Origin of the sequence: Lonsdalea britannica (assembly GCF_003515985.1) — a bacterium.
In the GTDB taxonomy this organism is placed as follows: Bacteria; Pseudomonadota; Gammaproteobacteria; order Enterobacterales; family Enterobacteriaceae; genus Lonsdalea; species Lonsdalea britannica.
This window is the reverse complement of sequence record NZ_CP023009.1, coordinates 3,424,317-3,450,452: the sequence shown is the minus strand read 5'-3', so window position 1 is coordinate 3,450,452 and position 26,136 is coordinate 3,424,317. Positions and strand designations below refer to the sequence as shown.

Annotated in this window: 25 protein-coding genes, 1 tRNA gene and 1 pseudogene; 12 read left to right on the top strand and 15 right to left on the bottom strand. The window is 53.1% G+C overall.

The features are described from left to right. Positions 1–780: 780 nt before the first annotated feature. The 4 genes from ompX (at position 781) to cspE (ending at position 3,415) form a co-directional block, all read left to right on the top strand. Positions 781–1,296: an outer membrane protein OmpX gene (gene ompX, locus CKQ53_RS15845; protein ID WP_094118189.1), complete on the top strand. Its 516-nt coding sequence runs from the start codon at positions 781–783 to the stop codon at positions 1,294–1,296. 274 nt (positions 1,297–1,570) lie between these two features. Continuing rightward, a complete protein-coding gene (locus CKQ53_RS15840) occupies positions 1,571–2,101 on the top strand; it encodes a rhodanese family protein (protein WP_085651444.1) in 531 nt (176 codons plus the stop codon). 139 nt (positions 2,102–2,240) lie between these two features. After that, positions 2,241–2,582 (top strand): GlpM family protein, encoded by a 342-nt coding sequence (locus CKQ53_RS15835; RefSeq protein WP_094118188.1) that lies wholly within the window; start codon positions 2,241–2,243, stop codon positions 2,580–2,582. 620 nt (positions 2,583–3,202) lie between these two features. After that, complete coding sequence (gene cspE / locus CKQ53_RS15830) at positions 3,203–3,415, top strand: transcription antiterminator/RNA stability regulator CspE (RefSeq protein WP_085651442.1); 213 nt, start codon at positions 3,203–3,205, stop codon at positions 3,413–3,415. Between the two features lie 229 nt (positions 3,416–3,644). Here the strand turns inward: cspE and yniD are convergent, their stop codons facing one another. Further along, a complete protein-coding gene (gene yniD, locus CKQ53_RS18940; RefSeq protein WP_099045361.1) occupies positions 3,645–3,749 on the bottom strand; it encodes a small membrane protein YniD in 105 nt (34 codons plus the stop codon). 188 nt (positions 3,750–3,937) lie between these two features. Here yniD and CKQ53_RS15825 point away from each other — a divergent pair. Further along, positions 3,938–4,461: pseudogene (locus CKQ53_RS15825) on the top strand (alpha/beta fold hydrolase); the annotation flags it as partial. Positions 4,462–4,656: 195 nt separating this feature from the next. On the opposite strand, the gene CKQ53_RS15820 reads toward CKQ53_RS15825, so the two are convergent. The 6 genes from CKQ53_RS15820 to CKQ53_RS15800 form a co-directional block, all read right to left on the bottom strand. Next, positions 4,657–5,196 carry a DUF2058 domain-containing protein gene (locus tag CKQ53_RS15820; protein WP_094118187.1) on the bottom strand — a complete coding sequence of 180 codons (540 nt, stop codon included), beginning with the start codon at positions 5,194–5,196 and terminating at the stop codon, positions 4,657–4,659. A 331-nt stretch (positions 5,197–5,527) separates the two neighbouring features. Beyond that, a complete protein-coding gene (locus tag CKQ53_RS15815; RefSeq protein WP_085651440.1) occupies positions 5,528–6,010 on the bottom strand; it encodes a cold-shock protein in 483 nt (160 codons plus the stop codon). A gap of 70 nt (positions 6,011–6,080) precedes the next feature. Then, complete coding sequence (locus CKQ53_RS18510; protein WP_139824035.1) at positions 6,081–6,377, bottom strand: hypothetical protein; 297 nt, start codon at positions 6,375–6,377, stop codon at positions 6,081–6,083. Between the two features lie 392 nt (positions 6,378–6,769). Beyond that, positions 6,770–6,846 (bottom strand) — tRNA-Pro (locus tag CKQ53_RS15810). Between the two features lie 78 nt (positions 6,847–6,924). Then, positions 6,925–8,679, bottom strand: coding sequence for an LPS biosynthesis-modulating metalloenzyme YejM (gene yejM, locus CKQ53_RS15805; RefSeq protein ID WP_085652902.1), 1,755 nt, complete (start codon positions 8,677–8,679; stop codon positions 6,925–6,927). Between the two features lie 13 nt (positions 8,680–8,692). Next, on the bottom strand, positions 8,693–8,920 hold the full coding sequence (locus tag CKQ53_RS15800) for a YejL family protein (RefSeq protein WP_085652903.1): 228 nt from the start codon (positions 8,918–8,920) through the stop codon (positions 8,693–8,695). 177 nt (positions 8,921–9,097) lie between these two features. On the opposite strand from CKQ53_RS15800, the gene yejK reads away from it, so the two are divergent. The 4 genes from yejK to CKQ53_RS15780 all read left to right on the top strand — a co-directional run bounded on the left by yejK (position 9,098) and on the right by CKQ53_RS15780 (position 14,117). Further along, a complete protein-coding gene (gene yejK, locus CKQ53_RS15795) occupies positions 9,098–10,111 on the top strand; it encodes a nucleoid-associated protein YejK (RefSeq protein WP_094118186.1) in 1,014 nt (337 codons plus the stop codon). A gap of 149 nt (positions 10,112–10,260) precedes the next feature. Further along, entirely contained in the window at positions 10,261–12,003 is a 1,743-nt protein-coding gene (locus CKQ53_RS15790) for a sensor histidine kinase (RefSeq protein WP_276330732.1), read from the top strand. 22 nt (positions 12,004–12,025) lie between these two features. Then, a complete protein-coding gene (locus CKQ53_RS15785) occupies positions 12,026–12,760 on the top strand; it encodes a LytR/AlgR family response regulator transcription factor (protein ID WP_085652905.1) in 735 nt (244 codons plus the stop codon). Between the two features lie 136 nt (positions 12,761–12,896). Continuing rightward, on the top strand, positions 12,897–14,117 hold the full coding sequence (locus CKQ53_RS15780; protein ID WP_085652906.1) for an L-lactate MFS transporter: 1,221 nt from the start codon (positions 12,897–12,899) through the stop codon (positions 14,115–14,117). 332 nt (positions 14,118–14,449) lie between these two features. Here the strand turns inward: CKQ53_RS15780 and rplY are convergent, their stop codons facing one another. The 3 genes from rplY to CKQ53_RS18505 all read right to left on the bottom strand — a co-directional run bounded on the left by rplY (position 14,450) and on the right by CKQ53_RS18505 (position 16,785). Further along, positions 14,450–14,740 carry a 50S ribosomal protein L25 gene (gene rplY, locus CKQ53_RS15775; RefSeq protein ID WP_085652907.1) on the bottom strand — a complete coding sequence of 97 codons (291 nt, stop codon included), beginning with the start codon at positions 14,738–14,740 and terminating at the stop codon, positions 14,450–14,452. A 138-nt stretch (positions 14,741–14,878) separates the two neighbouring features. Next, a complete protein-coding gene (gene radD / locus CKQ53_RS15770) occupies positions 14,879–16,639 on the bottom strand; it encodes a DNA repair helicase RadD (RefSeq protein WP_085652908.1) in 1,761 nt (586 codons plus the stop codon). A gap of 2 nt (positions 16,640–16,641) precedes the next feature. Continuing rightward, positions 16,642–16,785 (bottom strand): hypothetical protein, encoded by a 144-nt coding sequence (locus CKQ53_RS18505; protein WP_162896371.1) that lies wholly within the window; start codon positions 16,783–16,785, stop codon positions 16,642–16,644. A 274-nt stretch (positions 16,786–17,059) separates the two neighbouring features. Here CKQ53_RS18505 and rsuA point away from each other — a divergent pair, with 274 nt between their 5' ends. The 3 genes from rsuA to CKQ53_RS15755 all read left to right on the top strand — a co-directional run bounded on the left by rsuA (position 17,060) and on the right by CKQ53_RS15755 (position 19,768). Further along, positions 17,060–17,758, top strand: coding sequence for a 16S rRNA pseudouridine(516) synthase RsuA (rsuA, locus tag CKQ53_RS15765; RefSeq protein WP_085652909.1), 699 nt, complete (start codon positions 17,060–17,062; stop codon positions 17,756–17,758). Between the two features lie 208 nt (positions 17,759–17,966). Next, on the top strand, positions 17,967–19,100 hold the full coding sequence (locus tag CKQ53_RS15760) for a Bcr/CflA family multidrug efflux MFS transporter (RefSeq protein ID WP_244201055.1): 1,134 nt from the start codon (positions 17,967–17,969) through the stop codon (positions 19,098–19,100). A gap of 323 nt (positions 19,101–19,423) precedes the next feature. Further along, the gene (locus tag CKQ53_RS15755; protein WP_085652911.1) at positions 19,424–19,768 is read left to right on the top strand and encodes a YejG family protein; all 345 of its coding nucleotides are present in this window, start codon (positions 19,424–19,426) and stop codon (positions 19,766–19,768) included. A 26-nt stretch (positions 19,769–19,794) separates the two neighbouring features. Here the strand turns inward: CKQ53_RS15755 and yejF are convergent, their stop codons facing one another. From yejF to mepS, 5 genes are all read right to left on the bottom strand, one after another. Next, positions 19,795–21,387, bottom strand: coding sequence for a microcin C ABC transporter ATP-binding protein YejF (gene yejF / locus CKQ53_RS15750; protein WP_094118184.1), 1,593 nt, complete (start codon positions 21,385–21,387; stop codon positions 19,795–19,797). 1 nt (position 21,388) lies between these two features. After that, positions 21,389–22,414, bottom strand: a complete 1,026-nt coding sequence (locus tag CKQ53_RS15745) for an ABC transporter permease (RefSeq protein ID WP_085652913.1) — start codon at positions 22,412–22,414, stop codon at positions 21,389–21,391. Continuing rightward, positions 22,411–23,493: a microcin C ABC transporter permease YejB gene (locus CKQ53_RS15740; RefSeq protein ID WP_085652914.1), complete on the bottom strand. Its 1,083-nt coding sequence runs from the start codon at positions 23,491–23,493 to the stop codon at positions 22,411–22,413. The genes CKQ53_RS15745 and CKQ53_RS15740 overlap by 4 nt, the downstream gene beginning before the upstream one ends. Before the next feature lie 9 nt (positions 23,494–23,502). Continuing rightward, a complete protein-coding gene (locus tag CKQ53_RS15735) occupies positions 23,503–25,311 on the bottom strand; it encodes an extracellular solute-binding protein (protein WP_085652915.1) in 1,809 nt (602 codons plus the stop codon). Positions 25,312–25,543: 232 nt separating this feature from the next. After that, on the bottom strand, positions 25,544–26,122 hold the full coding sequence (gene mepS, locus CKQ53_RS15730; RefSeq protein ID WP_085652916.1) for a bifunctional murein DD-endopeptidase/murein LD-carboxypeptidase: 579 nt from the start codon (positions 26,120–26,122) through the stop codon (positions 25,544–25,546). Between the last annotated feature and the right edge of the window lie 14 nt (positions 26,123–26,136).

The following is a 26,136-nucleotide window of genomic DNA, read 5'->3' as shown; positions in this document are numbered from 1 at the left end:
GGTGGTGTCTCCAGTGGGCTAGCATTAAAAAACAGAAATACGCAGACTGGCCATATGGAAGAACAAACAAATAAGCCTCGGACACGGCGATAGTCCGAGTAGTAGGCATGAGAAAGATAATCCGGATAGAATAATTTTGTTGAAAAAGCGTTCGCAATGTAACAGACCGTTTTTGCGTGATTGTCGGGAAAGAACCATTGTGATAGTGGTAATGTCAGTGACGTGCTACCGCTTTTTAACCGCATGCTTAGAGGGTGAAGTAGAAAGGGCGACAGGAATTAATCACTCCGGACTAGGTTTATTTTTACTTCGGTACGGGTAGCACAAATTAAAAATCTCGCCAGCTTTGTGACTTATTTTTCTGCCATTTAATTTAGAAAAGTTGTTTTTCCCACTCGGGAAAACACTTTCGGAAAGTGATTGTACGAATAGTGAGCGCAAATAACTCAAAAAAAGAATAAAATCATTAATAGATAAATTATTTGCTAATCATTTACCATTACTGACTTTAATTTACGTATCTTTTGTGTAATGCAGTATTTTTTAGTGATGATAGTGCGAATAGGAATTTTCTGTTTTTTTGATTATCTTAAGTTTATGTTTTTATGACATGCTTTTATCCGTTAACTCAATGAATTTGAAGGGGTTGATGGGTTTAAGAAAATCCTTGTTACATGTTTAACCTAATTGAAAAGTATTTGAGGCTCAGCAACAACGTGGATTTGTTGTTATATTTATAGCGCTTTAATATTCTTTCATAAGAGTGATTCGAGGCTGTATATGAAAAAAATTGCGTGTCTTTCAGCTTTGGCTTGTGTTTTAGCCGTAAGTGCCGGTTCTGCGATGGCTGGCGAGAGTACTGTATCTGCAGGTTATGCCCAGGGTGATGCTCAAGGCGTTATGAACAAGCTGCCGGGTTTCAACCTGAAGTATCGTTATGAATTCGACAACTCCCCGGTGGGCGTAATCGGTTCATTCACCTACTTGCAAGACAGCAACACCGTTAATAATGTCTACCAGAAAGGGACTTATTACGGATTCAGCGTGGGTCCTGCTTTCCGCTTCAATGACTGGGCAAGCATCTATGGTGTTGTCGGTATGAGCAGCGCGAAGTACACCCACAATGCTGATAATGGTACTGCTAACGCCAAAAATGATGATGTTGGCGTGGTATACGGTGCTGGTCTGCAGTTCAACCCGGTTCAGAACGTTGCGCTGGACTTAGGTTACGAACAAAGCCGTATCCGCAGTGTGGATGTTGGCAGCTGGAACGTTGGCGTAGGCTACCGCTTCTAATCGTATCGAGACCTTGCCCCTTATAGGGGGTTAACTGTGTCTGTAAAATCCGCTCTTCGGAGCGGATTTTTTTATGTCTCATCACCATAGACCGTTAATCTTGTCGTCTCTTATAGTTATAGACCCCGGTATCTGCGCTTCGTTCCGTTATGTTGATGTAATCGTTTCATCTCACTTAGTCTGGGCGGGTGATATCGCCATGTCGTGTACATATCTTGCTGTCTGAACTCTCGCCTATACTTAAACTCAGACCTGTTTTTTTCTGGAGAGTTTCATGCCGTCGTCTCAATCTGTGACTCCGCAAATAGCGCAACAACTGCTGAAGATGGGGGCGGTACTGGTCGATATCCGCCTGGTTGATGAGTATGAGCGTGAACATATCCCTCACTCGGTGTCTTGCCCGATGGTATCGCTTAATGCGGATAAACTGCACGAGATCCTGTCAGGCGCGAATAGCGTGATTTTTTTGTGTCTATCAGGGATGCGATCTACTCAGCACCGCGCGCAATTGACTGAGGCGGCGGGAGCGGCTCAGGCCTATCTGCTAACCGGCGGATTACAGGCATGGAAACGTGCCGGTCTGCCCATTGTGAAAGGGAAGCGACCGGCGATGGATATCATGCGACAGGTTCAAATTGTCGCGGGGAGCACGGTATTGGTGGGGGTGATCTTAGGCCAGATACTGAATCCGGTCTTTTATTGGGTCGCCGGATTGGTCGGGGCCGGGCTGATATTTTCTGGACTAACTGGCTTTTGTGGTTTGGCTCGTTTTCTTATGCGCATGCCGTGGAACCGCGAACGCTAGGCATGACATACAGAACGATGACCGGAGCCTACTCTTCAAGTAAAGAACAGAGGCGACGGTGATGCCATTGTTTTTGTGTATTTCACGTGAAGTTATATTTGAAGTAACGTATTGGAATACAGAGAAAAAGAGAATAAAAATGGCGATCCTTTTAAAAGCCGTACTAGGCGCACTGGTTGTTGTGCTGATCGGACTGTTAGCGAAAACACGTAATTATTACATCGCCGGACTGGTGCCGCTTTTCCCGACGTTCGCTCTTATCGCTCACTATATTGTAGGTTCCGAGCGTGGATTGGAGGCGCTGCGTTCTACTATTCTGTTCGGTATCTGGTCCGTTATCCCTTACCTGATTTATCTGATTTCGCTCTACTATTTCACCGATACAATGAAGTTGGCGCAGGCGCTAGCGGCGGCCGTCGTGTGTTGGTGTGTTTCTGCGGCGGTGTTGATCAAGATTTGGAGCTGGTACCACGGGTTGTGATCCTCTGTCAGCCCGTTTAAACGGGCAGGGCATTGCATCACCATTCCCAGGGGAACCATTCAGAGGTCATCAGATACATGATGACCTCTGCAATAACGACGATAGTCAGCAAGAGAATCAATTTTTTCCTCCACAGCCAGTCGCTTAATGACATGAATCTTCACCTCTCGTTCTCATCACGATGCACTTCACTTCGCACCACACTCTGTTAGGTATAGCGTATCAGAGGATGTGCTTGGTGTAGGTCGATAATTGATGGTTTCTCCTTATCTATGCGCTATGCGCTATGCGCTCATTGCCGATTAATTGAGAAGAGAAATCGTGTGCAGATTAAAAATAAAACAGTCTCGAAAAAGATTATTTTTCCGGAATGAAATATGCCCGTTAGTATTTATTTGAAAATAACACTTGCTTAACTTTTTGGTCCATGCGTTAATGCACACATCGGTTTGGCATACAGACCTTATGTAAAGCATTTTAGTAAAGCAGTTCTCAGTTCAAGCGTTATCCTATCTAGATACCTCTTTTCCGTGAGTCTCCTCCTAAGCGCCTATAAATAATTTCTGCTAACAGACCACGTTCGTCGCTTTAATGCGACCTGGAAAATAAAGGAAGTATCTATGTCTGATAAAATGACTGGTTTAGTAAAATGGTTCAACGCTGATAAAGGCTTTGGTTTCATCACTCCGAGCAATGGTAGCAAAGATGTGTTCGTTCACTTCTCTGCCATTCAGGGCGATAACTTCAAAACGTTGTATGAAGGCCAGAAAGTTGAATTCTCCGTTGAAAACGGTGCAAAAGGTCCTTCAGCTACCAACGTTGTTGCTGAATAATCTTTTTTAAAAGTTGATGTTGTTTACGATAGCGATGAAGGGAATGCCCGGAGCAGTTAAACAACATTAACTGAAATAGTGAATAGCGTATAAATATCATTAAAAATATTCTTAGCGTTATTGACTAATTTCAAAAAAAACGCCTCACATCGTAATTGATGCGGGGCGTTTTTTATTTCTGATTCGGTAAGAAAATGGTTCATCAATTCTCGACTTAAATAACGGCAATTTATCCCCACACGATCGCCGCCCACCGGAATAGTAAAAGCACGACGACAATCAGTATTAGTGTCAGAACCATCTTCCCGTGTTTCTTGGCAAGTAATCGAGACATACGTTCTCCTGATTTTTGATGGTGAATGGAGTCTGAATTCGAGTCCTTTTCAATAATTCTCCGTTCATTTTAGTCACAATCTCAATGCTAAAGAGCGGATGGCAAAATATATTTCATGCCACTTTCTCGGTAGTACGATGTACCCACCGACACAAAAAACCGGAATGCGCTGTTCACCCGAAAGAAATCTGTTAACCGATCGCTACCTGTTATCGCGCCGGACCTACTTGGACAAGGCGATTCCGATAAACCGCAAGCTGGCTGCGATATCGAATCTCTGGCGGGGAAGGCGCAAGCTTTTATGCAAAAGCTAGCTATCGATCGCTATTACCTTGCCGCTCACAATGTGGGAGCCTGGGTGGCGTGGCCTTATGCGATATGCTATCGCGATCAGGCCATCAAACTGGCGTTGTTTGATGCAGATATTCCGGGCATTACTTTACCTGATGCATTCCCTGTAACGCCGGATAAAGCATGGAAAACCTCGTATTTTGCTTTTCATTTATTACCGGATTTGCGGGAAGCGTTAATCAACGACCGCGAAGCCCTTCGTCTGGAATGGTTCCTGCGGCGTAAAACAGCCAGTCCTATTGCTTTCAGCGACGAAAATATACTCGAGTATGTGCGGTTGTTACGGCAAAATGGCGCGCTACGGGCCGGACTGGCTCTGTATCGCGAAGTCACGAGGTCGGCTGAGCAGAATAGGGCACTGGCGCTTTATTTCCGTTAAGGCTGTCGGTTCAACGTTGATGCCTGTTGCATCGGCTGAGAACAAAGGTAATTCACTTGTGGCGCAAGGAAAGAGATTATTAGGGCTTAATTGCGGGGGGGATGGGTTTTGTATGAGTCGGGATGCACACTCCTGCGGTGTGAAAAGCCCGGAAGACCTTTCACACCATAGCATTGGTTACCACATCAAATCATCGGGCACTTTGAAATCAGCGTACGGATCTTCTTCGTCCTGCTCTTCCTGACTGAGCGCGGTGTTTAATACGATGCTGCTTGCATCCCGTTGAGCGATTTTATCGGCAACACTGGCGGGGATGATGGCATATTCGCTTTCGCTACTCGTGTCTTTTACCAAACGAGCAATGGCGAGGCGACCGCTAATCAGCTGAGATTGCGTCAGCTTATCCACTACTATTTTCTTGATTAAACTACCATCTGTGAAGTTGAAGCCAATATCGCCTCTCGAAATAGTGATTCGGTTCATTTCAATCAGCTGCTTGACCTGAGCCTTGTATTCTTTAGATAGCGCCGCCTGTTTCTGCTGTTCACTCAGCTGCTTGTCACGTTCAAGTTGGGCTTTTTTATTTTCTTCCACCGCCGCTCTGGCTTCACGAGCCTGAACCCGTGATTTTTTAGCCGTTCTTTGAACTTTGGCCATTTTTTTGCTGGTCACTAATCCCGCTTTCAGCATCTGTTCTTGTAAGGTGAGTTTGGTCATTTTCTTTTCTAAATTCGTTAAATAATGTTGGGATTATACCTGTAAATTTAGGGGCTGTATCAGGTTGCAGGCCATACATTACTTTGAGGCGTGGGTTCGAAAGGGGCGGAGATCACGAGACATCCTCCATAGAAATGTGCGCGGGAGCGCTGTATAAGCGCAGAAAGCCGTTCTGGCACCAGCTTTGAACGTTAGGCTGAGGTTAAGCAAGGAGAGGCACGCTAAAAGCATTCATCGGGCTGCGATACGACAGCAGACTCCGTTGTCACTTTAGGTATTCCCCATGCCGAAACCCAGTCTACGGATTACGCGAGATTCGGCATGGATTATTTCAGACCTTGAGCAATTTCACCGTGGCATCCACGTCAATCTCATCTTCCGTGAAGATTAACGTTGAGCCCTGAAAAGTAGTGATCGCGAGTTTTCTCAGCGTACGCATTTCTCCGGGCTGTGCGGCTGATTTCGGCCTGATACATCCCATCAGCGCTCCCACAGAGAGCACGGTGTTTTCTTTATCGATGCGGGTGTCGGCAGGCACTTCTTCGCTGTAAACCAGGAAAGACTTGATCGAGGTGAGCTTCACGCGCTCGCCGGCGATATAAATATATTTACTTTCCGGGATAACCTTCACCGCATAGGCCGACAACCCTTTGTTATTCGTTGTAGGCTCGAAAGTGACAGCCGCATCTTTTTTGATCAGGTCAGGGTTGGCGACTTTGATGACATGAAAATAACGGTTATCCCCGTTCTCATCTTGGATAAATCCAAAGCCTTTATCTTTAAACCAGGTCGTTATTGTTCCATTCATCGCCATTACCGCCTACTTAATCGTTTATCTACTCTATTTTTACAGCGCGCAGTGTAAAGCACAATGCCGGCGCAGACTATGCCTTTGGCGTCAGTGTCGATGATAATTTTGAGCTAGGCCAAGAGGGGGAGATTTTCAGCAGTAGGGTGAACGGCGATGAATCGATTTCGCTTTCACCTTGTTGGCAGGGAGGCGATGCCTCAAAACGTGCTGAGCTATGCGTTTTCAATGCAGAAGCTAAGTCACCGATACGTGAAATTAGCGATGTAAACATAGAAGTCGCTAATTTAATAAATTGCGGGTTGTTCAACGACATATGAATGTATCTTTTTTTCACTTCCTCTATATCCACTGAAAGCGGTTTTTTGAACATCCGTTTGCATGAATATTAAGGATATAAGTCATAGACTGATTTAATCGTGTTGCGGCCTCACTTTTATCGGTTCTTTTCTATCTAAAAAACGGTTTACTGGAGATGACAACAAGCTTCGTTTTTACAGCGTGTCTTGCCATGATACTCATCACCTCGCAAAGCTGGCACGAAGTCAATCAGGATGAGGCGTGAACATCTTGAAGAGGCACTTTGGGGTTGGCGGCAAAGCCAGAAGAATTCCGTTAGCTAACGCTCGCAGGCGCGGTGCAAAATCAACCGCTGAGGGGTAAAACCGTCGGTGAATTTTACCATCATTTTACCATAGTTTTACCATAGGCAAATTTCAGGCGAAAAAAAACCAACCGTAAGAGGTTGGTTTTTTTAGGGATTTTTGGTCGGCACGAGAGGATTCGAACCTCCGACCCCCGACACCCCATGACGGTGCGCTACCAAGCTGCGCTACGTGCCGACGTTGTGGAGGCACATATTACCGTTTCCAGATCTGAATGCAATAGCTGAACGTCACGACTGCTTTAGATTTAGGCAGTTAGTTGGCTATGAATCGCCTTTCGTCCGTTAACACCTGCAACAGCAGACCCAATTCCGGTTTCTCTGAGGTCAGCTCGCGACCTTCCTGATCGAAGGTTCGGTAGCTGCCGTGCGTACCCAGCAAAATAATGTGTTCCGGCGTCGTAATAGACAGCAAATCGTCGCTGCCGTTAGTCAGCCAGGCGTTGCGTCTTTCTGCCGTAAACAGGTCTTCGCCTTGAGAGAAATCTTTCGCTGGGGTCTGTACGTGCAGCAAACGCTGCATCAGAGTTGTCATGACGTCCTTATGGTCCGTCATCTTGCTGATGGTCTGCGCTGGCGTACCCGGCCAGTGAACCACCAATGGCACCTGATAAAGCGAACGCGCCATTGGCATCGGCATATTATCCATCAGGTTAGCGGGCGTGCTCTGAGCGGCAGTTACGACGACGACGGTGTTATCCAGCTGGTTCTTGTCGCGTAAGCCATCGAGCATCCGCGCAATCTGTCGATCCAGCGTCGCGTTATCCTGACGATAGCGGCGCTGCTGCTCGGACGTCGATTGATTCGTGTTGACGTTATGATTCAATTCAACGTAAGAGAACCAACGGGCGCCTGACGGGTGTCCGTCCAGCCATTTCAGCCATTGAGTCGCGATCGCGTCAGTGCTTTGCGGAGCGGCTTCCGGCAACGAGAAGTCAGAGAGCAGAGCCTGTCGATAAAGCGGACTGCCGAAACCCGACGATGAGAACAGACTGAACTGGTAACCCTGCTGCCCAAGCGCACCGATCAGCGCCGATGGCTTGCTGCTGGCCAGAATGCCGTCCATATACGTACTGGAGATGCCATAAAAGAGGTTGAGCAGTCCTGCATTGGGTTCGCTGCCCGCGCTAAGATGATGGCTAAAGCGGACGTTTTCTTCCGCGAAACGCGCCAGATTAGGCATTGCCTGCGGCGTGTTCTCCGGCAAGCTGTCGACCACCACCAACAGCAGATTGTAGCCGCTGCCCGCGTCGCGGAAGGTGATGTCGTTCAGCGGATACTCGACGGACAACGCTTCGGGATTCCCCTGCTGCGTAAGTCGACGCTGGTATTCCTGCGCGTCAAGCAAGCCATGCTTCTCCAGAAAACGGCGAGCCGTCATCGGGTAAGACAGCGGCAGGTTAGAACGCTGCATGGTGATCGCCCGGTAGAAATTGGCATCGGCCCAAATGTACATCAGATGGGAGGCGCAGAAGGCGGCGATGAAGACCCCGGCAAGGGGCTTCCCAAAACTGCGCCGGTTCAGACTGCGCAGCTTCTGCCAGCTCCAGGTGCCGAACAGCATTTCGACCATGAAAATGATGGGCACGCTGATAAATAACAGCTGCCAGTCACGGGCCGTTTCGCTCTGGTCCGGGTTGGTGACCAGCTCCCATACCGTGAGATTGAGATGCAGATGGAAGCGGGTAAATACGGCGGAGTCTACGATAAGCAACGTCAATCCCGCTGTCGCCACCACCGCGGAAATCACGCGCAGCAAGCGCTGCGACATCACGAAAAACGTGAGCGGGAAGAGAATCAGCAGGTATATCGCAAACCCGATAAAGCTAAAATGGCCCAGCCAGCTCACCAGCGCATAAATGCGCCCAGTCAGCGAGGCAGGCCAGTCGGCAACAAACAGATAGCGGCTACCCAGTCCCAGACTGAGGAGAATATTGAAAAGAGCAAACCAGTGTCCCCAACTAATCATCTGGGAGACTTTTTCGCGGTAGCGCGGGCGGTTGGTTACCATAAAGAGATCGGCATCAGTGTGTGTTGTCAGCTTTTACCGAAGACTGCAGCGCTTCGGCAAAGGAACGCGCCAGCAGTTGGCGTTGGGCCGGAGCGACGCTGGTATTCAGCAGGTTTGTGACCATGTTTCCCAGCACCATCAAAGCAAGATCGGTCGGTGCGCGATGTTTTTCCAGAATATTGACCAAATCTGACAGCAGTTGTTCAACTTGTTCGTCACTATAACGGGATGATTGTGGCATAAAATGGTGATTCTCAGACGGTTAAAGTCGAACATATTACCGTATAGAGGCACCGTTTTCCGCACTTTTATTGCTTTAGACAATGTCAGTGGCGGGACGATGCGACCACGGCGGATAAGGTTGCAGCAACTACGCTGAGGTGCTTGAATACGCACCTTGCTAAGAGGAGAGTCTAACATGAGTCTGGATATCGACCAGATTGCCCTGCATCAGTTAATCAAGCGCGATGAGCAAACGTTGGATTTAGTGCTCCGCGATTCGTTGCTGACCCCCAACGACGCCGTAAATGAAATGATGGCCGAATTGCACCGGGTATACAGCGCGAAAAACAAAGCTTACGGTGTGTTTAACGAGCAAAGCGAGCTGGCGGATGCGCTGCGGGCCTGTCGCAAAGGCGATGAGGACTTCCTGGCATTTACCCGCGCGGCGACGGGCCGTTTGCGCGACGAACTGGCGAAGTATCCGTTTGCGGACGGCGGCATCGTGCTGTTTTGCCAGTACCGTTATCTGGCGGTGGAGTATCTGCTGGTAACTGTCCTGAACAGCTGCAGCAGCCTGCGCGTCAACGAGCAGCTGGACATCAGCAACACCCACTATTTGGACATCAACCACGCCGACATCGTGGCCCGCATCGATTTGACGGAATGGGATACCAACCCCGAATCCACACGCTATCTGACGTTTCTTAAAGGCAGGGTGGGACGTAAAGTCTCCGACTTCTTTATGGATTTCCTGGGCGCGGCGGAAGGGCTGGACACCAAGGCGCAGAACCGCGGTTTGCTGAAAGCGGTCGATGAGTACTGTGCTGAAGCGGCGCTGGATAAGAACGAGCGTCAGGAATACCGTCAGCAGGTTTACAGCTACTGCAACGAACAGCTCCAGGCTGGAGAAGAGATCGAACTGTCTTCCCTGTCGCAGGAACTGCCGCCTCTGGGCGACAAAACGTTGGAAGCCTTCACGACGGAACAGGGCTACGAGTTGGCGGAGAGCTTCCCGGCGGATCGCAGTACGCTGCGTCAGTTGACCAAGTTCGCCGGTAGCGGCGGCGGTCTGAGCCTCAATTTCGACGCGATGCTTTTGGGCGAACGCATCTTCTGGGATGCGGCGACCGATACGCTGACCATCAAAGGTACGCCACCCAACCTGCGTGACCAGCTGCAGCGACGACTGAGCGGCGGCGGCGATCGCTAACGTAACCGAATGACGGCGGGGCGTGTTCCGCTTTCGCCGTTGAGACTTATCGCCTTTCCTGAAAGCGCCGTTCCCCTTGGGTTCAGCGACAGGCGCGGCGTCGTGCCTGGTATTTTAATGGTATTTGTCACCCGGATGCTGACTGACTTATGATGACGATTCTGCATCCGTTTTCATGGCGTGAGATTCCCGTGCAATCTAACCTCAATATGCTGCTGGCGGTGTACGATCGTGCCGCTTTGATGCTGATTTGCCTCTTTTTCCTGACCCGAACGCGCCATTTCCGGCAGTTGTTGCAGCAGGATGAACATTCGCCGTTCGACCTGTTCGTCGTCACGGCGATTTTTTCCATGTTCGCGCTGTTCAGCACCTGGTCCGGCATTAATGTCGATGGATCGCTGGTGAATGTCCGTGTGGTGGCCGTGATGTCCGGCGGGATTTTGTTCGGCCCTTGGGTCGGCATCACCACCGGTATCATCGCCGGGTTACACCGTTATCTCATCGATATTCACGGCATCACGTCGGTGCCCTGTCTGGTGACCAGCATTGTGGCAGGATTTATGTCCGCCTGGATCCACCTGCGTATTCCCCGCAACAAGCATTGGAGCATCGGTATCGTCGGCGGCATGCTGTGCGAAACGCTGACCATGCTGCTGGTGGTGCTGTGGACGCGGCCTGTTGCGCTAGGCTTGGACATTGTGGCCCACATTGCGATCCCGATGATCCTCGGCACTGTCAGCATCGGGCTGATCGTCATGCTGGTCCGCAGCGTAGAGGGGGAGAAAGAGGCGATTGCCGCCCGGCAGGCGAAGCTGGCGCTAGATATCGCCAACAAAACGCTGCCGCTGTTCCGGCATGTGAATATCGAGTCATTACGTAAGGTGTGCGACATCATCCGCACCGACATTAACGCGGATGCGGTGGCGATGACCAACACCCAGCAGGTGCTGACTTACGTCGGCTACGGGGAGGAAAAATACCACAGCGGCGATCGCGACCTCAGCCCGACCACGCTCCAGGCGCTGAAAAGCGGAAAAATCATCATTAAAAATAACGATGAGGCGCATCGTACGCCGGAAATCCACTCGATGATCGTCATTCCGCTGCGGGAAAAGGGCAAGGTCACGGGGACGCTGAAGATTTATTACCGCCATGCCTACCGCATCACCTGGTCATTAAAAGAGATGGCGATCGGGTTGTCGCAGATTATTTCTACGCAGTTGGAGGTGTCACGCGCTGAGCAACTGAGAGAAATGGCGGATAGGGCGGAGCTGCGGGCCTTACAGAGCAAAATTAACCCGCATTTCCTGTTCAACGCGCTGAATGCCATCTCCACGTCGATTCGGCTGAACCCGGATACGGCGCGTCAGCTGATTATCAATTTGTCGCGCTATCTGCGTTACAACCTGGAACGCAACGATGACGAGCTGATCGATATCAAAAGCGAGCTTTATCAGGTCAAAGATTATATTGCCATCGAGCAGGCGCGTTTTGGGGATAAGCTGACGGTGCTTTATGACATTGATGAGGACGTGAGCTGTCATATTCCCAGTCTGCTGATTCAGCCGCTGATTGAAAACGCCATCGTACACGGCGTCCGTCCCTGTAAGGGCAACGGCGTGGTGGTGCTCAGTATTCAGGAAGTGGGCGACCGTATTCGCGTCGCGGTACGCGATACCGGCAGCGGTATCAGCGATGAAGTGATTGAACGGGTCGCCAAAAATGAAATGCCGGGGAATAAAATCGGGCTGCTCAATGTGCATCACCGTATCAAGCTGCTGTATGGTGACGGTCTGCACATTCGGCAGCTGAAACCGGGCACGGAAATCGAGTTTTACATCAGTAAAAATGGGGCGTCGCTGCCGGAAAGCGCGGTAGCCTTCCCTCCCTGAGTCGAGTCATCAGGATATTTTAGTGAAAGCGATTATTGTTGAAGATGAATTTCTTGCCCAGCAAGAACTAAGCTGGCTAATCAAAGAACACAGTCAGATTGAGGTGGAAGGGGTCTTTGATGACGGCCTCGACGTGCTGAAATACCTTCAGCACCACAAGGTGGACGTCATTTTTCTGGATATCAATATTCCGTCGCTGGACGGAGTGCTGTTGGCGAAAAATATCAGTCAATTCGCCCACAAGCCGCTGATCGTGTTTATCACCGCCTATAAAAACCATGCGGTCGAAGCATTCGAGCTGGAGGCGTTCGACTACATCCTGAAGCCGTATCACGAAACGCGCATCGTCAGTATGCTTCAAAAGCTCGAGGCGGCATGGCATCAGCAACAGACGACAACGGCGGTAGGCGGGGCGGGGCGGTCGGCGCCGATGACCATCAACTTGGTGAAGGATAAACGCATTATCGTGACGAATATTCACGATATCTACTATGCGGAATCGCACGAAAAACTGACTTTCGTCTACACCAAACGAGACGAGTATGTGATGTCGATGAACATCACCGAGTTCTGTAGTCGACTGCCCGAAGCGTACTTCTTCCGATGCCATCGCTCCTACTGCGTTAACCTGAGTAAAATTCGCGAAATCGAGCCGTGGTTCAACAATACTTACATCCTCAAACTCAGTGATTTGGATTTCCAGGTGCCTGTGAGCCGAGGCAAGGTTAAAGAGTTCCGGCAGTTAATGCGCCTTTAAAGGCAGTTCATTCCCTCCACGCAGCCGTTCATGCCCTTACTAAACTCAAGGATGAGCCTCCTCTTTATAATGGTGTCATTCAGCAGGTGCCTTTACCTGCTCATTTCAACACCAGAAAATTAATGAGGGATCCGGAATGAACGCCAAACCGGTAAATCGTGCAGTGATTGTGGCAGGGACTATCCTGGCGCAAATGGGTCTGGGAACTATTTATACCTGGAGCCTCTATAACCAGCCTCTGGTCGACAAATTTAATTGGTCACTGGGCTCTGTCGCCACGACCTTCTCCATCACCAGCTTCTTCCTCGCTTTCGCCACCCTGTTTGCCGGCCGCATTCAAGAACGCATCGGTATTCGTAAACTGACGTTGATTTCCGGTCTGGTGTTGGGGCTGGCTCTGATGTGCAGCGCCTACGTCACTTCACTGACGGCTATCTGGCTGTTGGTCGGCGTAGTCGTCGGATTCGCGGACGGTACGGCCTATATCACGACGCTGTCCAACCTGATTAAATGGTTCCCTAACCGCAAAGGCGTGATCGCTGGCGTGTCCGTCGGTGCCTACGGTACGGGGAGCTTGCTGTTCAAATACATCAACAGCGCCTTGCTGGGCCATGTCGGTATCTCCCAGACTTTCTTCTGGTGGGGCATGATGGCGATGGCGCTAATCGTGACGGGGTCTCTGCTGCTGAAAGAAGCGCAGGTACAGCCGAGCGCACCGAATGCGACCGGCGCGGGCAATATCAACTTCACCGTTAGCGAGATGTTGGCCGTCAAAGAGTCATGGATGCTGTTTGTCGTGTTCTTCACCGCCTGCATGAGCGGTCTGTATCTGATTGGTATCGCCAAAGATATCGGTGTCCGAATGGTCGGTCTGGATGCGGTCACCGCCGCTAACGCCGTCTCCGCCATCGCTATCTGCAACACGGCTGGACGTTTGATCCTGGGATCGCTGTCCGACAAAGTGGGCCGTTTGCGGGTGATTAACTTCACGTTGCTGGTCACCGCGGTCTCTGTCTCCGTCATGGCCTTCCTGCCGATGAATCATCTGACCTTCTTCCTGTGCACCGGCGCGGTCGCCTTCTGCTTCGGGGGTAACATCACGGTCTTCCCGGCGATCGTGGGCGACTTCTTCGGTCTGCGTCATCACAGCAAAAACTACGGTCTGATTTATCAGGGGTTCGGTCTGGGTGCCTTGTCAGGCTCCTTTATCGCGGCACAGCTGGGTGGTTTCCAGAGTACCTTTATCGCCATCACCGTGCTGTCGATCATCTCTCTGCTGATTACGCTGGTGATCCGCCCGCCTAAGTCGACGCCTTCTAAGTCAGCGAAGCTGGTGACCCAGAGCAGCAACGCCTAAGTCTTTCATCACCTATGCCTAAAAGCCTCCATTCGGAGGCTTTTTTGTGCCTGTCGTAAACCATCACTTGAAACGTGTTGCTGCCGCCTGATGTCAGCGGCGGAGCATTGATGTTTTTGACAGACGCTATTCCGAGTGGTGCTGGGTTCCTGCAAGGCAAGGCAAGGCAAGGCAAGGCAAGGCAAGGCAAGGCAAGGCAAGGCAAGGCAAGGCAAGGCAAGGCAAGACAAGGGTCGATAAAGTCGGGGAGAGGCTGTGGGATTGGGGCATAAAAAAACGCCGCGAGGCGGCGTTTTTTATCCGCTGAAACAGCGGGATGACTCGAGACGTAATTAAACGCGAACGAAGTCGATGTGAGTCAGTTTAGGTTTGAACACGTGACGCTGAACAGCCTGAACTTTCACCTTAGTTTCTTTGCCATCGATAACCAGAGTCAGAGCTTCGGTGTAGAACGGCTCACCCGTACGCTCTTCCAGGTTTTTAACCGGATCGTGATCCAGTTCGATAGCGATCGGCGCTTCCGTACCACCGTAAACGATAGCGGGGAATTTACCGGCGATGCGCAGGCGGCGGCTCGCACCCTTACCCTGCTCTTTACGAATTTCTGCGTTGATAGTAATCATTGCTTTCTCTACTTATATAAAAGTGATCCTGCTACAGGCGACCCAGCAACAGGTTGGATGATTCTGCTCATGCCGAAGCAAAAGCGGGCGGAATTCTAGCGGAATATGGCGCTCCGGGCAAATAAAACCGCCGTGTACTCAGCCGCGTAGCTCATTGGCGCGTCGGTAGCGGCCTTGATAATCGAACAGTTTTTCACGAATTTGCCAGAATTTTCCCTGCTGGCGTGCGACGACGAAGTCGGGCGCGCGCAGGCGCTCCTGTTGTTGCAGAATGTCGGCGCTGGTTTTCCAAGCGAATGGGACGCCGGGCGCGCGTTGATGAACGCGAAGGAACACATACTCAAAGGCCTTTCGTTGCGCGGGCGTGTGCAGCCGAAAGCGCTCATTGACCTCTGCGCCGTCCTCATCGTGATAGGTGACGCGCAGCCAGTCGCCTTGATTATCCGCTCCCGGCGTCAGGCTCATGCCGCTGCAACGCAGCACGAGGGCGTCACGGAGTTTCAGCGCGGCTTTGAGCATATCGTCAGGATCGACCAGTATGGCGTCGCACTGATGGCAGCGACGGGCGGCAATGTCGTTTTCGGCGCCGCAGTGCGGGCAGCTTTTAAAGCGGAAACGGTAATCGCACTGCTCGCGTCGGCCGTCATCCTCTTCGGTAAACCCCTGACAGCGGCGGCCGAAATGTTCGATGACCGTGCCGTCTTCCGTACATTTTCCCCAAAACAGATTGGCAAAGCCGCACTGTGGGCAGAACACCTGCACCGGCTGGCTGTCCGCGTGCGACTTGCTCGCGCCGACTTCCGGCGTGAAGAGGTCGAAGGGATTGCCCGCGTAGTCCAAAATCAGACAGTCGGTTTTGCCCGGAGAGAGACGCAAACCGCGCCCGACAATTTGCTGATACAGGCTGACAGATTCGGTGGGGCGCAAGATAGCGATCAGATCGACATGCGGCGCGTCAAAGCCGGTCGTCAGCACGGAAACGTTGACCAGATAGCGCAGCTTCTGTTGTTTGAACGCCGCAATCAGGGCATCGCGATCTCCGGGCGGCGTTTCACCGCTGATGAGCGCCGCTTCGCCCTCCGGCAGCAGGCGGGTGATTTCAGTGGCGTGTTCCACCGTGGCGGCGAAGATCATCACGCCTTTCCGGTCAGCTCCGTAGTCCTGAACCTGACGGATAATTTGCGGCGTGACGCGTTTCTGACGCTTCAGTTCCCGGTTCAGGTCGGCTTCGCTGAACAGCCCGTGACTCTGTACTTTCAGTTTGCTGAAGTCGTACTGAATCACCGGCATATCCAGACGGTCCGGCGGCACCAGAAAACCGTGTTTAATCATGTAACGCAGCGGCAGCTCATAGATACAGTCGCGAAACAGACAGGTTTCGTCTCCTCGCACCATCCCATGATAGTGGTATTGATAGATCCACCCCTTGCCGAGCCGATAAGGCGTCGCGGTCAGGCCCAGTAGTCGCAGCCGGGGATTGACGCTCTGCAGATGGCGCAGAATCTGACGGTATTGGCTGTCATCCGCGTCTCCGATCCGGTGACACTCATCGACAATCAGCAATGAAAAAGCCTGATCGAAGTGCGTCATATGGCGAGCGACGGATTGAACGCTGCCAAAGACCACTTTGCCCTGACTTTGACGTTGTCCCAGTCCGGCGGAAAAGATATCGGCTTCCAGTCCCAGCGCCCGATACTTTGCGTGGTTTTGCTCGACCAGCTCTTTGACGTGCGCCAGGACCAGCACGCGTCCGCGCGCCAGTCGCGCCAGCTCGGCAATCACCAGACTTTTGCCCGCGCCGGTAGGAAGAACGATCACGGCGTGCGAGGCGTGATGACGAAAATAGTTTAGCGTGGCGTCAACGGCCTCGCGCTGGTAGGGACGTAGCGTAAACGACATAGTTAGCGATAGAGCAAGGCAGTTAACGACAGGATGGACTCCGCTTTTCGCGCGTCGGCATCAAGGCGGACGCTTTGATGGAAAGCGACGGCAACGTGGGAGCGCAATGGCGTTTTCTTGGCGTGGTGCTCGGTTGGTATCATCATTTGTAGTACTTCATCACCCTGAATTGATGACATAATAAGGCTCCTTTGGAATATGCACACCACCATTGAGAAGGGTTCCGCCGCTTGGACAGCAGCGAAATTGCTTCTATTATGCCTATTACTCAGGATAGGAGCGAGCAACGGTAGGCGTTGAGCCGGTCAATCAGCAAGCATTTGCGGTCGGCGCGGCGAACATAGCGACACGATGACTCGCTCCTGCACGCAGGGCCAAGCCCTGACCAGCCACATATGCAATATAGGCAGTAAACCGTTAATGCGATTGGACAAATTTTTATCTCAGCAGTTGGGACTCAGCCGTTCTCTGGTAGCGCGTGAACTTCGCGCTCAGCGAGTCACTGTAGATGGCGAAGTCGTCAAAACCGGCTCTTTCAAGCTGTTGCCGGACCAGATCGTCGAGTTTGACGGTCGTCCCCTCGAACAACAGCATGGGCCGCGCTATTTCATGCTGCATAAGCCGCAGGGCTATGTCTGTTCTACAGACGATCCGGACCACCCAACTATTCTATACTTTATGGATGAACCAATGGCGCACAAGCTTCACGCTGCAGGCCGTCTGGATATTGATACCAGCGGACTGGTGCTGTTGACGGATGACGGGCAGTGGTCTCATCGCATCACCTCGCCCAAACACCACTGCGAGAAAACCTATCTGGTGACGCTGGAACAGCCGTTACATCCAGAGACGGCCGCGCAGTTCGCCGCCGGGATCCAGCTGAATAATGAAAAAAGTCTGACGCTGCCCGCCACATTGGAAAAGGTCGATGATCAGCAGGTACGCCTGACCATCAGCGAAGGTCGCTACCATCAGGTGAAACGCATGTTCGCCGCGGTGGGTAACCATGTCGTGGCCCTTCACCGGGAGCGTATTGGCGGTATCGTTCTGGACGACTCGCTGGAAGAGGGCGAGTATCGTCCTCTGACGCCGGAAGAAGTGGCCAGCGTCGGGCTGTAGTCGTCTCCGGGCAGGCCGTTGTCGTTATGGGCGGCGGCCCGCTCAGTTCAGCGTTTCGTCAGTCGTTGCGTCCGGGCCGTCGGTGAAAAAGTGCGGGGCCACGCGCGCCGTCGTCGTGGGATCGTGTTGTCTATCAGGAGAATGATTTTCAGTGCAAGCTCAACTACCGTCCCGCGTTGGTCTGATCGTCATTCTGGGCCTGATCTCCATGCTGATGCCGCTCGCCATCGACATGTATTTGCCTGCGCTCCCGGTTATCGCCAAAGAGTTTGACGTAGACGCCGGACGCGTGCAGATGACGCTTAGCGCCTACATTTTTGGTTTCGCCATCGGCCAGATTTTCTACGGCCCGATGTCGGACAGCGTCGGACGCCGCCCGGTCATTCTCGGGGGCGTGATCATGTTCACGGTCGCCGCTGTCGCCTGCGCGCTTTCGCAATCGGTGGAACAGCTGGTGGCGATGCGTTTTCTCCACGGCCTGTCCGCAGCGTCCGCGAGTGTGGTCATCAATGCGCTGATGCGGGATATGTTCTCCAAGGAGGAGTTCTCGCGGATGATGTCGTTCGTCATTTTAGTCATGACCGTCGCCCCTCTGCTGGCGCCTATTTTAGGCGGCGCGCTGCTGTTTTGGTTGAACTGGCATGCCATTTTCTGGACGATCGCCGCCGCCTCGCTTCTGACCTCGGTGTTGGTCTGGAAATATGTGCGGGAGTCGCTGCCGCCTGAACGTCGACAGCGGTTCAATCTGCAAACGACGCTGAACAACTTTGTGCTGCTGTTCCGCCATCGTCGGGTGATGAGTTATATGCTCGCCAGCGGCCTGTCGTTCGCCGGTATGTTCTCGTTTCTCAGCGCGGGACCATTCGTGTACATCGATCTCAACGGCGTGTCGCCGCAGAATTTCGGTTACTATTTTGCGCTTAACATTATCTTCCTGTTCCTGATGACGTTGTTGAACAGCCGCATCGTGTCGAGAATGGGGGCCTTATTCATGTTCCGCCTGGGCATTCTGATTCAGTTTGTCATGGGGATCTTTCTGGTGGCGGTTTGCGCCCTGCATCTGGGGTTTCTGCCGCTGGTTGTCGGGGTGGCCGTTTATGTCGGCTGCGTGGCGACGGTCGCCTCAAATGCGCTGGCCGTGGTGCTGGGCGATTTTCCGCATATGGCGGGGACAGCCTCGTCCGTCGCAGGGACGTTGCGTTTCGGATTGGGGTCGCTGGTCGGCGTTGCGCTGTCGGTGGCGGCGTTCCATACGGCCTGGCCGATGGTGATCAGTATGGTGGTGTGTTCGGCGGGCGCATTGGCGCTTTATTTCTATGCCAACCGGCCTCGTCGAGCTTGAGTCGATCGCAACATGCCACAACAAAGAAGCATGAATGTTCCTTAAATGTGAATATTTTGCTCTAAAAAGTGAATAATATGAAAATAACGGTTGAGATATAGGGGGTAAAAGGTTACATATAACAAAAATTACCCCTCATTCGTGATCGCCTTAACAAAATATAACCGCCAGAATGGGTTATCACGAACAGGTGGCCGGGTGGTTTTACCGCCGAGAGCGCCATAGCGTAGGGCTGATGACAGGCAGGAAGCCCGCGTCAACGATGTTTTTATTATGTTGTTATTTTGTAAATTTGCATTTTTGCTTAACCGAGGAAAACAGCTGTGAATAGTCTTCAACTTTCGGTGGTTCATCGTTTGCCGCAAAGTTACCGTTGGTTAACCGGTTGCACGGGTATCCGTGTAGAACCGATCCCCCTCAACGGCAGCGAAGATGACGATAACCTCATCGGATTCAAGATGTTAAGTCATGATGAAGAAGATGCTCGTCGTATTATGCCGCAGCTGAAACGATCGCTGGACGAAATCCAGGTGGAGTGCAGCGTGCTGGAATGGGAAGGGGAGTCCTGCCTGTTTCTGCACCGTCAGGATGAAAGCGCCGCCTTATGTCGACTGAAAAATCTGGGCGTGGCGATTGCCGAGCCCATTAGCGCGCAATATCCCTTCTGAATGGCAACCCGCAGGCCGGGTTGCTCTCACATCGATAAGTGCAGTAGCTCACGCGTGTAGGGCTGCTGTGGCTGAGTAAAGACTTCCTGGCACTCTCCCTGCTCCACGACCCGACCCTGTTGCAGCACGATTACCTGATGGCAGAGCGTGCGCACTACCTGCAAGTCATGACTGATAAATACATAAGCGAGCCCATGTTTGCGTTGTAGCGCCTGCAATAACGTCAATATCTGCGCCTGTACGGTGCGGTCAAGCGACGACGTCGGTTCATCCAGAATCAGTAGTTCAGGCTGCAGGATCAGCGCGCGGGCAATGGCGATCCGCTGGCGCTGGCCGCCGGAAAACTCAGACGGGTAGCGATGACGGCTGTCCGGGTCAAGCCCCACTTCCAGAAGCGTGGCGACGACCCGCGCTTCGCGCTCTGCAGGCGTCATTTTGGCATGCACGGTGAGTCCTTCGGCAATAATCTGCTCCACATTCAGGCGCGGATTCAGGGAGGAGTTGGGGTCCTGAAAAACCACCTGAATGCGTTGACGCATCGGCAGCATTTGACGGCGGCCGAACTCATGCAGCGGCTGACCATCGAACCAAATTTCCCCTTGAGAGGCCAGCAGTCGCAGCAACGCCAATCCCGTGGTGCTTTTGCCGGAGCCGGATTCGCCGACCAATCCCAGACTTTCCCCCCGTCGCAGCGTAAAGCTAATGTCCTGCACCACCTGTTTTTTTGCCGTTTTACGCTGTAGTAGCCCGCGTTTGACCGGGAAGCTGACGCTCAGGTGCTTGACTTCCAACAGCGGCGAAGGCTCCGTCGTCAGCGTGGGGGGCGACCCGGTCGGCTCCGAGTCCAGCAGTCGGCGCGTATAAGGATGTTGAGGAGACGTCAGCAGCGCGGCCGCCTGATTCAGTTCAACGCATTGGCCGTTTTGCATCACGGCGATGTTGTCCGCCAGTCGCCGGACGATGTTCAGGTTATGGGTGATAAACAGCAAGCTCATTCCCAGCTCCTGTTTTAACTCCGCCAGCAGGGTCAGGATTTGCGCCTGCACGGTGACATCCAGCGCCGTGGTAGGCTCGTCGGCAATCAGCAAATCGGGCTGGGTGAGCAGCGCCATCGCGATCATGATGCGTTGACGCTCTCCGCCCGACAGTTGATGCGGGTAGTCCGCCAGTCGGGATTTCGCCTGCCGAATGCCGACGCGTTCCAGACACTCGACGATCTCGCCGCGCGCGGCTTCCCGACGCATTCCCCGATGTAGCGCCATCACTTCCGCCAACTGCTTTTCCACGCTTTGCAACGGATTGAGCGATACCATCGGCTCCTGAAAAATCATGGCGATACGATTGCCGCGCAACCGCCTTAGCGTTTCTTCCCGCGCATGCAGCAGGGATTGACCGTCGAACAGAATATCGCCCTCAGGATAGCGCGCCGGCGGGGAAGGCAGCAGGCGCAAAATCGACAGCGCCGTCACGCTTTTTCCAGAGCCGGACTCGCCGACCAGCGCGAGCGTTTCGCCCGCGTGAATATCGAAGGACACGCCGTCCACCACGCGCCTTTCGGCATCACCGCGCTGGAAGGCGATGCTGAGATCCTTGATCTGTAACAGCGGGGTCGTGGTCATATCAATACACCTTGCTCGGGTCGAAGGCGTCGCGCACTGCTTCGCCGATAAAGATAAGGAGTGACAGGACGATCGCCATCACCATAAAGATGGTGATCCCCAGCCACGGCGCCTGTAGATTATTTTTGCCTTCGAGCAGCAGTCCGCCCAGCGAGGGCGAGCCCATCGGCAGGCCGAAGCCCAGAAAGTCCAGCGACGTCAGCGTGATGATGGAACCGCAGAGGATAAACGGCAGGTAGGTAAGCGTCGCCACCATCGCGTTGGGCAGCATACAGCGGAAGATAATCCTGATGTCGCTGACGCCCATGGCCTGAGCCGCCCGGATGTAGTCGAAGTTGCGGGTGCGCAGGAATTCCGCTCGCACCACGCCGACCAGCGTCATCCAGCCGAATAGGACGGTAATCGCCAGCAGCCACCAGAACGTCGGTTGCAGCACGCTGGAGAGTAAAATAATTAAAAACAGCGTCGGCATGCCTGACCAGACTTCGATAAAGCGTTGCCCCCAAAGGTCGAGTCGGCCGCCGTAGTAGCCCTGCGTTGCACCGACGACAATGCCGATAACGGAGGATAACAGGGTGAGCGACAGGCCGAACAGAAGCGACAGACGAAAGCCATACAGCACCTGCGCCAACACGTCCTTCCCCTGACTGTCGGTGCCGAGCAGATTGTCCCTGGATGGCGGCGAGGGAAATGCTGTGGTCGTGGCGTAATTGATGGTGTCGTAGTGATAACGCACCGGAGGCCACAGGGCCCAGCCGTGATCTTCCAGTCGTTTGACCAGATACGGATCGCGGTAGTCGGCCGTCGTGGCGAACTGCCCGCCGAAGGTGGTTTCACTGTAGTTGGCCATAAACGGCACATAAAACTGACCGTCATAGCGCACCAATAGCGGCTTATCGTTGGCGATCAACTCCGAAAACAGCGTGACGATGAAGAAGATCAAGAATATCCACAGTGACCAGTAACCCCGGCGATTGTGTCGGAAGCGGGCCCAACGGGCCTGGTTAGGAGGGCTGAGTCGGCTCATTGGCGCTCCTCAAAATCAATACGCGGATCGACCAGCGTGTAGGTCATGTCGCTGATGATATTCAGCAGCAAGCCGACGAGCGTGAAGATATACAGCGTGCCGAACATGACCGGGTAGTCGCGCTGCAGCGTGGCATCGTAGCCTAACAGCCCCAGCCCGTTGAGCGAGAACATGACCTCGATCAGCAGCGAACCGGTAAAGAACATGCTGATAAAGGTGGCGGGGAAACCGGCGATGACCAGCAGCATGGCGTTACGGAACACATGACGGTACAGAATGCTTTTCTCATTTAATCCTTTGGCGCGAGCGGTGACGACGTATTGCTTGCGGATCTCATCCAGAAAGGCATTTTTGGTCAGCATCGTCAGCGTGGCGAAGCCGCCGATGACCAGAGCCAACACCGGCAGCGTGATATGCCACAGGTAGTCGGTGATCTTGCCGTACCAGGGCAAGGTATCGAAGTGGCTGGAGACCAACCCCCGCAGCGGGAACCAGTCCAGATAGCTGCCGCCCGCAAACAGCACGATTAGCAGGATAGCGAACAAAAATGCGGGGATGGCGTAACCGACCACGATCAGCGTGCTGCTCCAGGTATCAAAGCTCGAACCGTCGCGAACCGCCTTTTTAATACCCAGCGGTATCGAGACGAGATAGATAATCAGCGTGCTCCACAGCCCCAGCGAGATGGACACCGGCATGCGATCCTTGATAAGGCCGATCACCGACTCGCCGCGAAACAGACTATCGCCGAAATCGAAACGCACATAGTCCCACAGCATCTTGAAATAGCGTTCGTGCAGCGGTTTATCGAAGCCGTAACGTTGGGTGATTTCCTGTATCACTTCTGGGTCCAGTCCCCGACCGCCGCGATAGGTATTCTCCACCGAGGGTTTGCCGCCCGGTCCGGCGGCATGACCGCCGCCGCTGCCATAGCCGCTCATCTGCCCCATCTCAATTGCCGCGATGGCCTGATCGACCGGTCCGCCCGGCGCGATTTGAACGATAAAGAAATTGAGGGTGATGATCGCCCACAGGGTGGGGATCACGAAAAGCAGGCGTCGTAACAGGTAAGTTCCCATATCCAATCCTTATTGCCGTTCGGCCGGGAGGGTGGCGGCTTTATCCGCGTCGTACCACCAGCTGTCAAATCCCAGTGCGTACGTCGGACGCACGGCGGGGATACCGAACTTGTTCCAGTAGGCAAAGCGGTCGTGATTGCTAAACCACATGGGGATCATGAACTGTTGCCAGGTCACGACCCGATCTAGCGCGCGCCCGAGCGGCAGCAACGCCGACTTATCGCCCTGATGGCGGGTAATCTCCTCAATCAGGTGATCGATGGCGGGATCTTGCACGCCGGGGGAGTTGTAGCTGGAGTCGAGATACTGGCTGCTCCAGCTCATCGCCAGATTAGCGCTGGGATAAGGCTCGGTGACATAGGGCCGCGACAGCATATCGAAATCCCGCTTGCGCAGACGGTTGTTGAACTGCGGCACATCCACCATACGCACCGTCATCTCGATGCCCAGTCGTTTCAGGCTGTGCTGAAACGGCAGCACGAACTGAGCGTTACCGGCGTTGGAGATCAACAGCTCAAACCGAAAGGGGCGGCCGGTCTGCTGGTTGACCAGCGCGTTGTTTTTCAGCTCCCAGCCCGCCTGCTTCAGCAGGTCGAGCGCTTGCAGCAGATGCGCTCGATCGTAACCGTTGCCGTCGGATTCAGGCGGACGGTAAGCGGGACCAAAGACTTCCGCGGGTATGCGATCTTTTAACGGCATCAGCCATTGCAGCTCGCTGGCGCTGGGAAGGCCCGTCGCCGCGTACTCCGTGTTTTGAAACAGGCTATTGGCGCGCTGATAGCTGTTGAAAAACAGCGCTTTGTTCATCCAGTTGAAATCGAACGCCAGCGTCAGGGCCTGACGTACTCGCCGATCCTGAAACAGGGGGCGCGTTGTGTTGAAGACCAGCCAGCGCGTCGACTGTGCCGCCGTGTTCAGCTCGTCTTTCTTGACGATGTAACCGCGTGAAAAATTGCCGCCCTGATACAACGTCGTCCACTGTTTAGGCGAGCTTTCGATAGACATATCGAAAGCCCCGGCTTTAAAGGCTTCCAGCGCCACGCTTTCATCCAGATAGTAGTCGTAGCGGATCGTATCAAAATTATACAGCCCCTTGTTCACCGGCAGATCGGCGGCCCAGTAGTCCTGCACGCGGGAATAAACCACGTATTGACCGATATGATAGTCGGAGATCCGGTAAGGTCCGCCAGACAGAGGTGGTCGTGTCTGCGGTTCGTTAAACTTGTGATGTTGCCAGTAGGCTTCCGGGATCACGGGCAGGGTCAGTAGCCCGATCATTTTATCTTTATCCGGCGCGCCGAAGTCGAACCGCACGGTATGCGGGTTGAGCGCGCGGGCGGTCGAGCCTTTGTAGTACACGCGGAACTGCGATACGCCCTGCGTCATAAAGGTATTAAAGGTGAAAGCGACGTCTGAGGCGGTGACCGGCGATCCATCGTGAAAGCGGGCGCGAGGGTTCAGGTCGACTTCCAGCCAGCGATAGCCGCTATCGTAGCGTGCTCCGGTGGCGATCAACGGGTAGTAACTGCCGGACTCATCATCGGAATTGACGTAGAGCGAATCATAAAGGGCTTCCGTTCTGACCGCGGGCAGCCCTCTTGAGGCAAAGCGGTTAAAGTTATCGAACGAACCTAAGGCGCTGAGGGTGATGTGTCCGCCTTTTGGGGCGTCTGGATTGGCATAGCCGAAATGCGTGAAGTTTTTATCGTACTTCGGGGCGTCCAACATCGTGAAAGCAAAAGGCTGTTGCAGCGTCTCAGCTTGCGCCAGCAGGGAGGACGCAATAAACAGCAAAGTGGAAACGACGGATTTAAACATCGGGCAACTGACTCCTGAATAACGTCGACCAAGTCATGCTGGCCAACGAATCATTGTGGCGCGTTGCATGGTCATATAAAAAATCGGAAGCGCTAAGTACAGGCACGAAAAGGCATTTTAACGTATTCCCGCCGTATTAGCAGGCGTCTACGTATGCACCAATAAAAAACGCCGCGATAACTCGGCGGCGTTTCGGATTTCGTTTGGTCGGCATGACAGGGAATAAAGAGGATCAGCTATGCGGACCCTGCGCGAGTACCCGACGCCCTTCCTGATAACGGTGTTTCCAGTAGGTTTCGTCCAGATTGGAGATGGTGACGCCGCTGCTGGTTGACGCATGGACAAATTGCTGGCCGCCGAGATAGATCCCGACGTGGCGTCCTGTCGAACCGGCGCGGAATAGGACCAAATCGCCAGGGCGTAGTTTATTGCGTTGGATTTTCTGACCGACTTCCTGTTGCTCGTAGCTTGAGCGGGGGAGGTCCATGCCGAATTGTTCGCGGAAGGTGCGCTGAACAAAGGCGGAGCAGTCAATGCCTTTCTTGGTCTGACCGCCTAAGCGGTAACGAACGCCTTTCCAACTTGCGTACTGGTCCAGCAACTTGGTTTTGACTTCTACGTTCTGGACCATCGCTTCGAATTCAGCCTGAGAGGCTTGTAGTGAAGGATCACCATTAACCACACGCCTATCAGTCTGAGAATTTAATGCTGTATTACTGTGATTGCTGCTGCAGGCGGTGAGCATAATTGCCACCGCGACGGCAGGCACGGCCCGCCAGATGTATCTCAGCATCGGTTGAGATTTGACCATTGTTGTTATATTCC

What these genes read in the sequence shown, in the direction of transcription:
- rplY (WP_085652907.1), bottom strand. Translation starts at nt 14,740, where the DNA reads ATGATTACTATCAACGCAGAAATTCGTAAAGAGCAGGGTAAGGGTGCG.
- CKQ53_RS15760 (WP_244201055.1), top strand. Translation starts at nt 17,967, where the DNA reads ATGCTGATGCCGCTCGCCATCGACATGTATTTGCCTGCGCTCCCGGTT.
- CKQ53_RS18510 (WP_139824035.1), bottom strand. Translation starts at nt 6,377, where the DNA reads ATGTTCAAAAAACCGCTTTCAGTGGATATAGAGGAAGTGAAAAAAAGA.
- CKQ53_RS15790 (WP_276330732.1), top strand. Translation starts at nt 10,261, where the DNA reads ATGATGACGATTCTGCATCCGTTTTCATGGCGTGAGATTCCCGTGCAA.
- CKQ53_RS15780 (WP_085652906.1), top strand. Translation starts at nt 12,897, where the DNA reads ATGAACGCCAAACCGGTAAATCGTGCAGTGATTGTGGCAGGGACTATC.
- CKQ53_RS15820 (WP_094118187.1), bottom strand. Translation starts at nt 5,196, where the DNA reads ATGACCAAACTCACCTTACAAGAACAGATGCTGAAAGCGGGATTAGTG.
- CKQ53_RS15835 (WP_094118188.1), top strand. Translation starts at nt 2,241, where the DNA reads ATGGCGATCCTTTTAAAAGCCGTACTAGGCGCACTGGTTGTTGTGCTG.
- cspE (WP_085651442.1), top strand. Translation starts at nt 3,203, where the DNA reads ATGTCTGATAAAATGACTGGTTTAGTAAAATGGTTCAACGCTGATAAA.
- yniD (WP_099045361.1), bottom strand. Translation starts at nt 3,749, where the DNA reads ATGTCTCGATTACTTGCCAAGAAACACGGGAAGATGGTTCTGACACTA.
- CKQ53_RS15740 (WP_085652914.1), bottom strand. Translation starts at nt 23,493, where the DNA reads ATGGGAACTTACCTGTTACGACGCCTGCTTTTCGTGATCCCCACCCTG.
- radD (WP_085652908.1), bottom strand. Translation starts at nt 16,639, where the DNA reads ATGTCGTTTACGCTACGTCCCTACCAGCGCGAGGCCGTTGACGCCACG.
- CKQ53_RS15745 (WP_085652913.1), bottom strand. Translation starts at nt 22,414, where the DNA reads ATGAGCCGACTCAGCCCTCCTAACCAGGCCCGTTGGGCCCGCTTCCGA.
- yejF (WP_094118184.1), bottom strand. Translation starts at nt 21,387, where the DNA reads ATGACCACGACCCCGCTGTTACAGATCAAGGATCTCAGCATCGCCTTC.
- CKQ53_RS18505 (WP_162896371.1), bottom strand. Translation starts at nt 16,785, where the DNA reads ATGATGATACCAACCGAGCACCACGCCAAGAAAACGCCATTGCGCTCC.
- rsuA (WP_085652909.1), top strand. Translation starts at nt 17,060, where the DNA reads ATGCGATTGGACAAATTTTTATCTCAGCAGTTGGGACTCAGCCGTTCT.
- ompX (WP_094118189.1), top strand. Translation starts at nt 781, where the DNA reads ATGAAAAAAATTGCGTGTCTTTCAGCTTTGGCTTGTGTTTTAGCCGTA.
- CKQ53_RS15735 (WP_085652915.1), bottom strand. Translation starts at nt 25,311, where the DNA reads ATGTTTAAATCCGTCGTTTCCACTTTGCTGTTTATTGCGTCCTCCCTG.
- mepS (WP_085652916.1), bottom strand. Translation starts at nt 26,122, where the DNA reads ATGGTCAAATCTCAACCGATGCTGAGATACATCTGGCGGGCCGTGCCT.
- CKQ53_RS15840 (WP_085651444.1), top strand. Translation starts at nt 1,571, where the DNA reads ATGCCGTCGTCTCAATCTGTGACTCCGCAAATAGCGCAACAACTGCTG.
- CKQ53_RS15815 (WP_085651440.1), bottom strand. Translation starts at nt 6,010, where the DNA reads ATGGCGATGAATGGAACAATAACGACCTGGTTTAAAGATAAAGGCTTT.
- yejK (WP_094118186.1), top strand. Translation starts at nt 9,098, where the DNA reads ATGAGTCTGGATATCGACCAGATTGCCCTGCATCAGTTAATCAAGCGC.
- CKQ53_RS15800 (WP_085652903.1), bottom strand. Translation starts at nt 8,920, where the DNA reads ATGCCACAATCATCCCGTTATAGTGACGAACAAGTTGAACAACTGCTG.
- yejM (WP_085652902.1), bottom strand. Translation starts at nt 8,679, where the DNA reads ATGGTAACCAACCGCCCGCGCTACCGCGAAAAAGTCTCCCAGATGATT.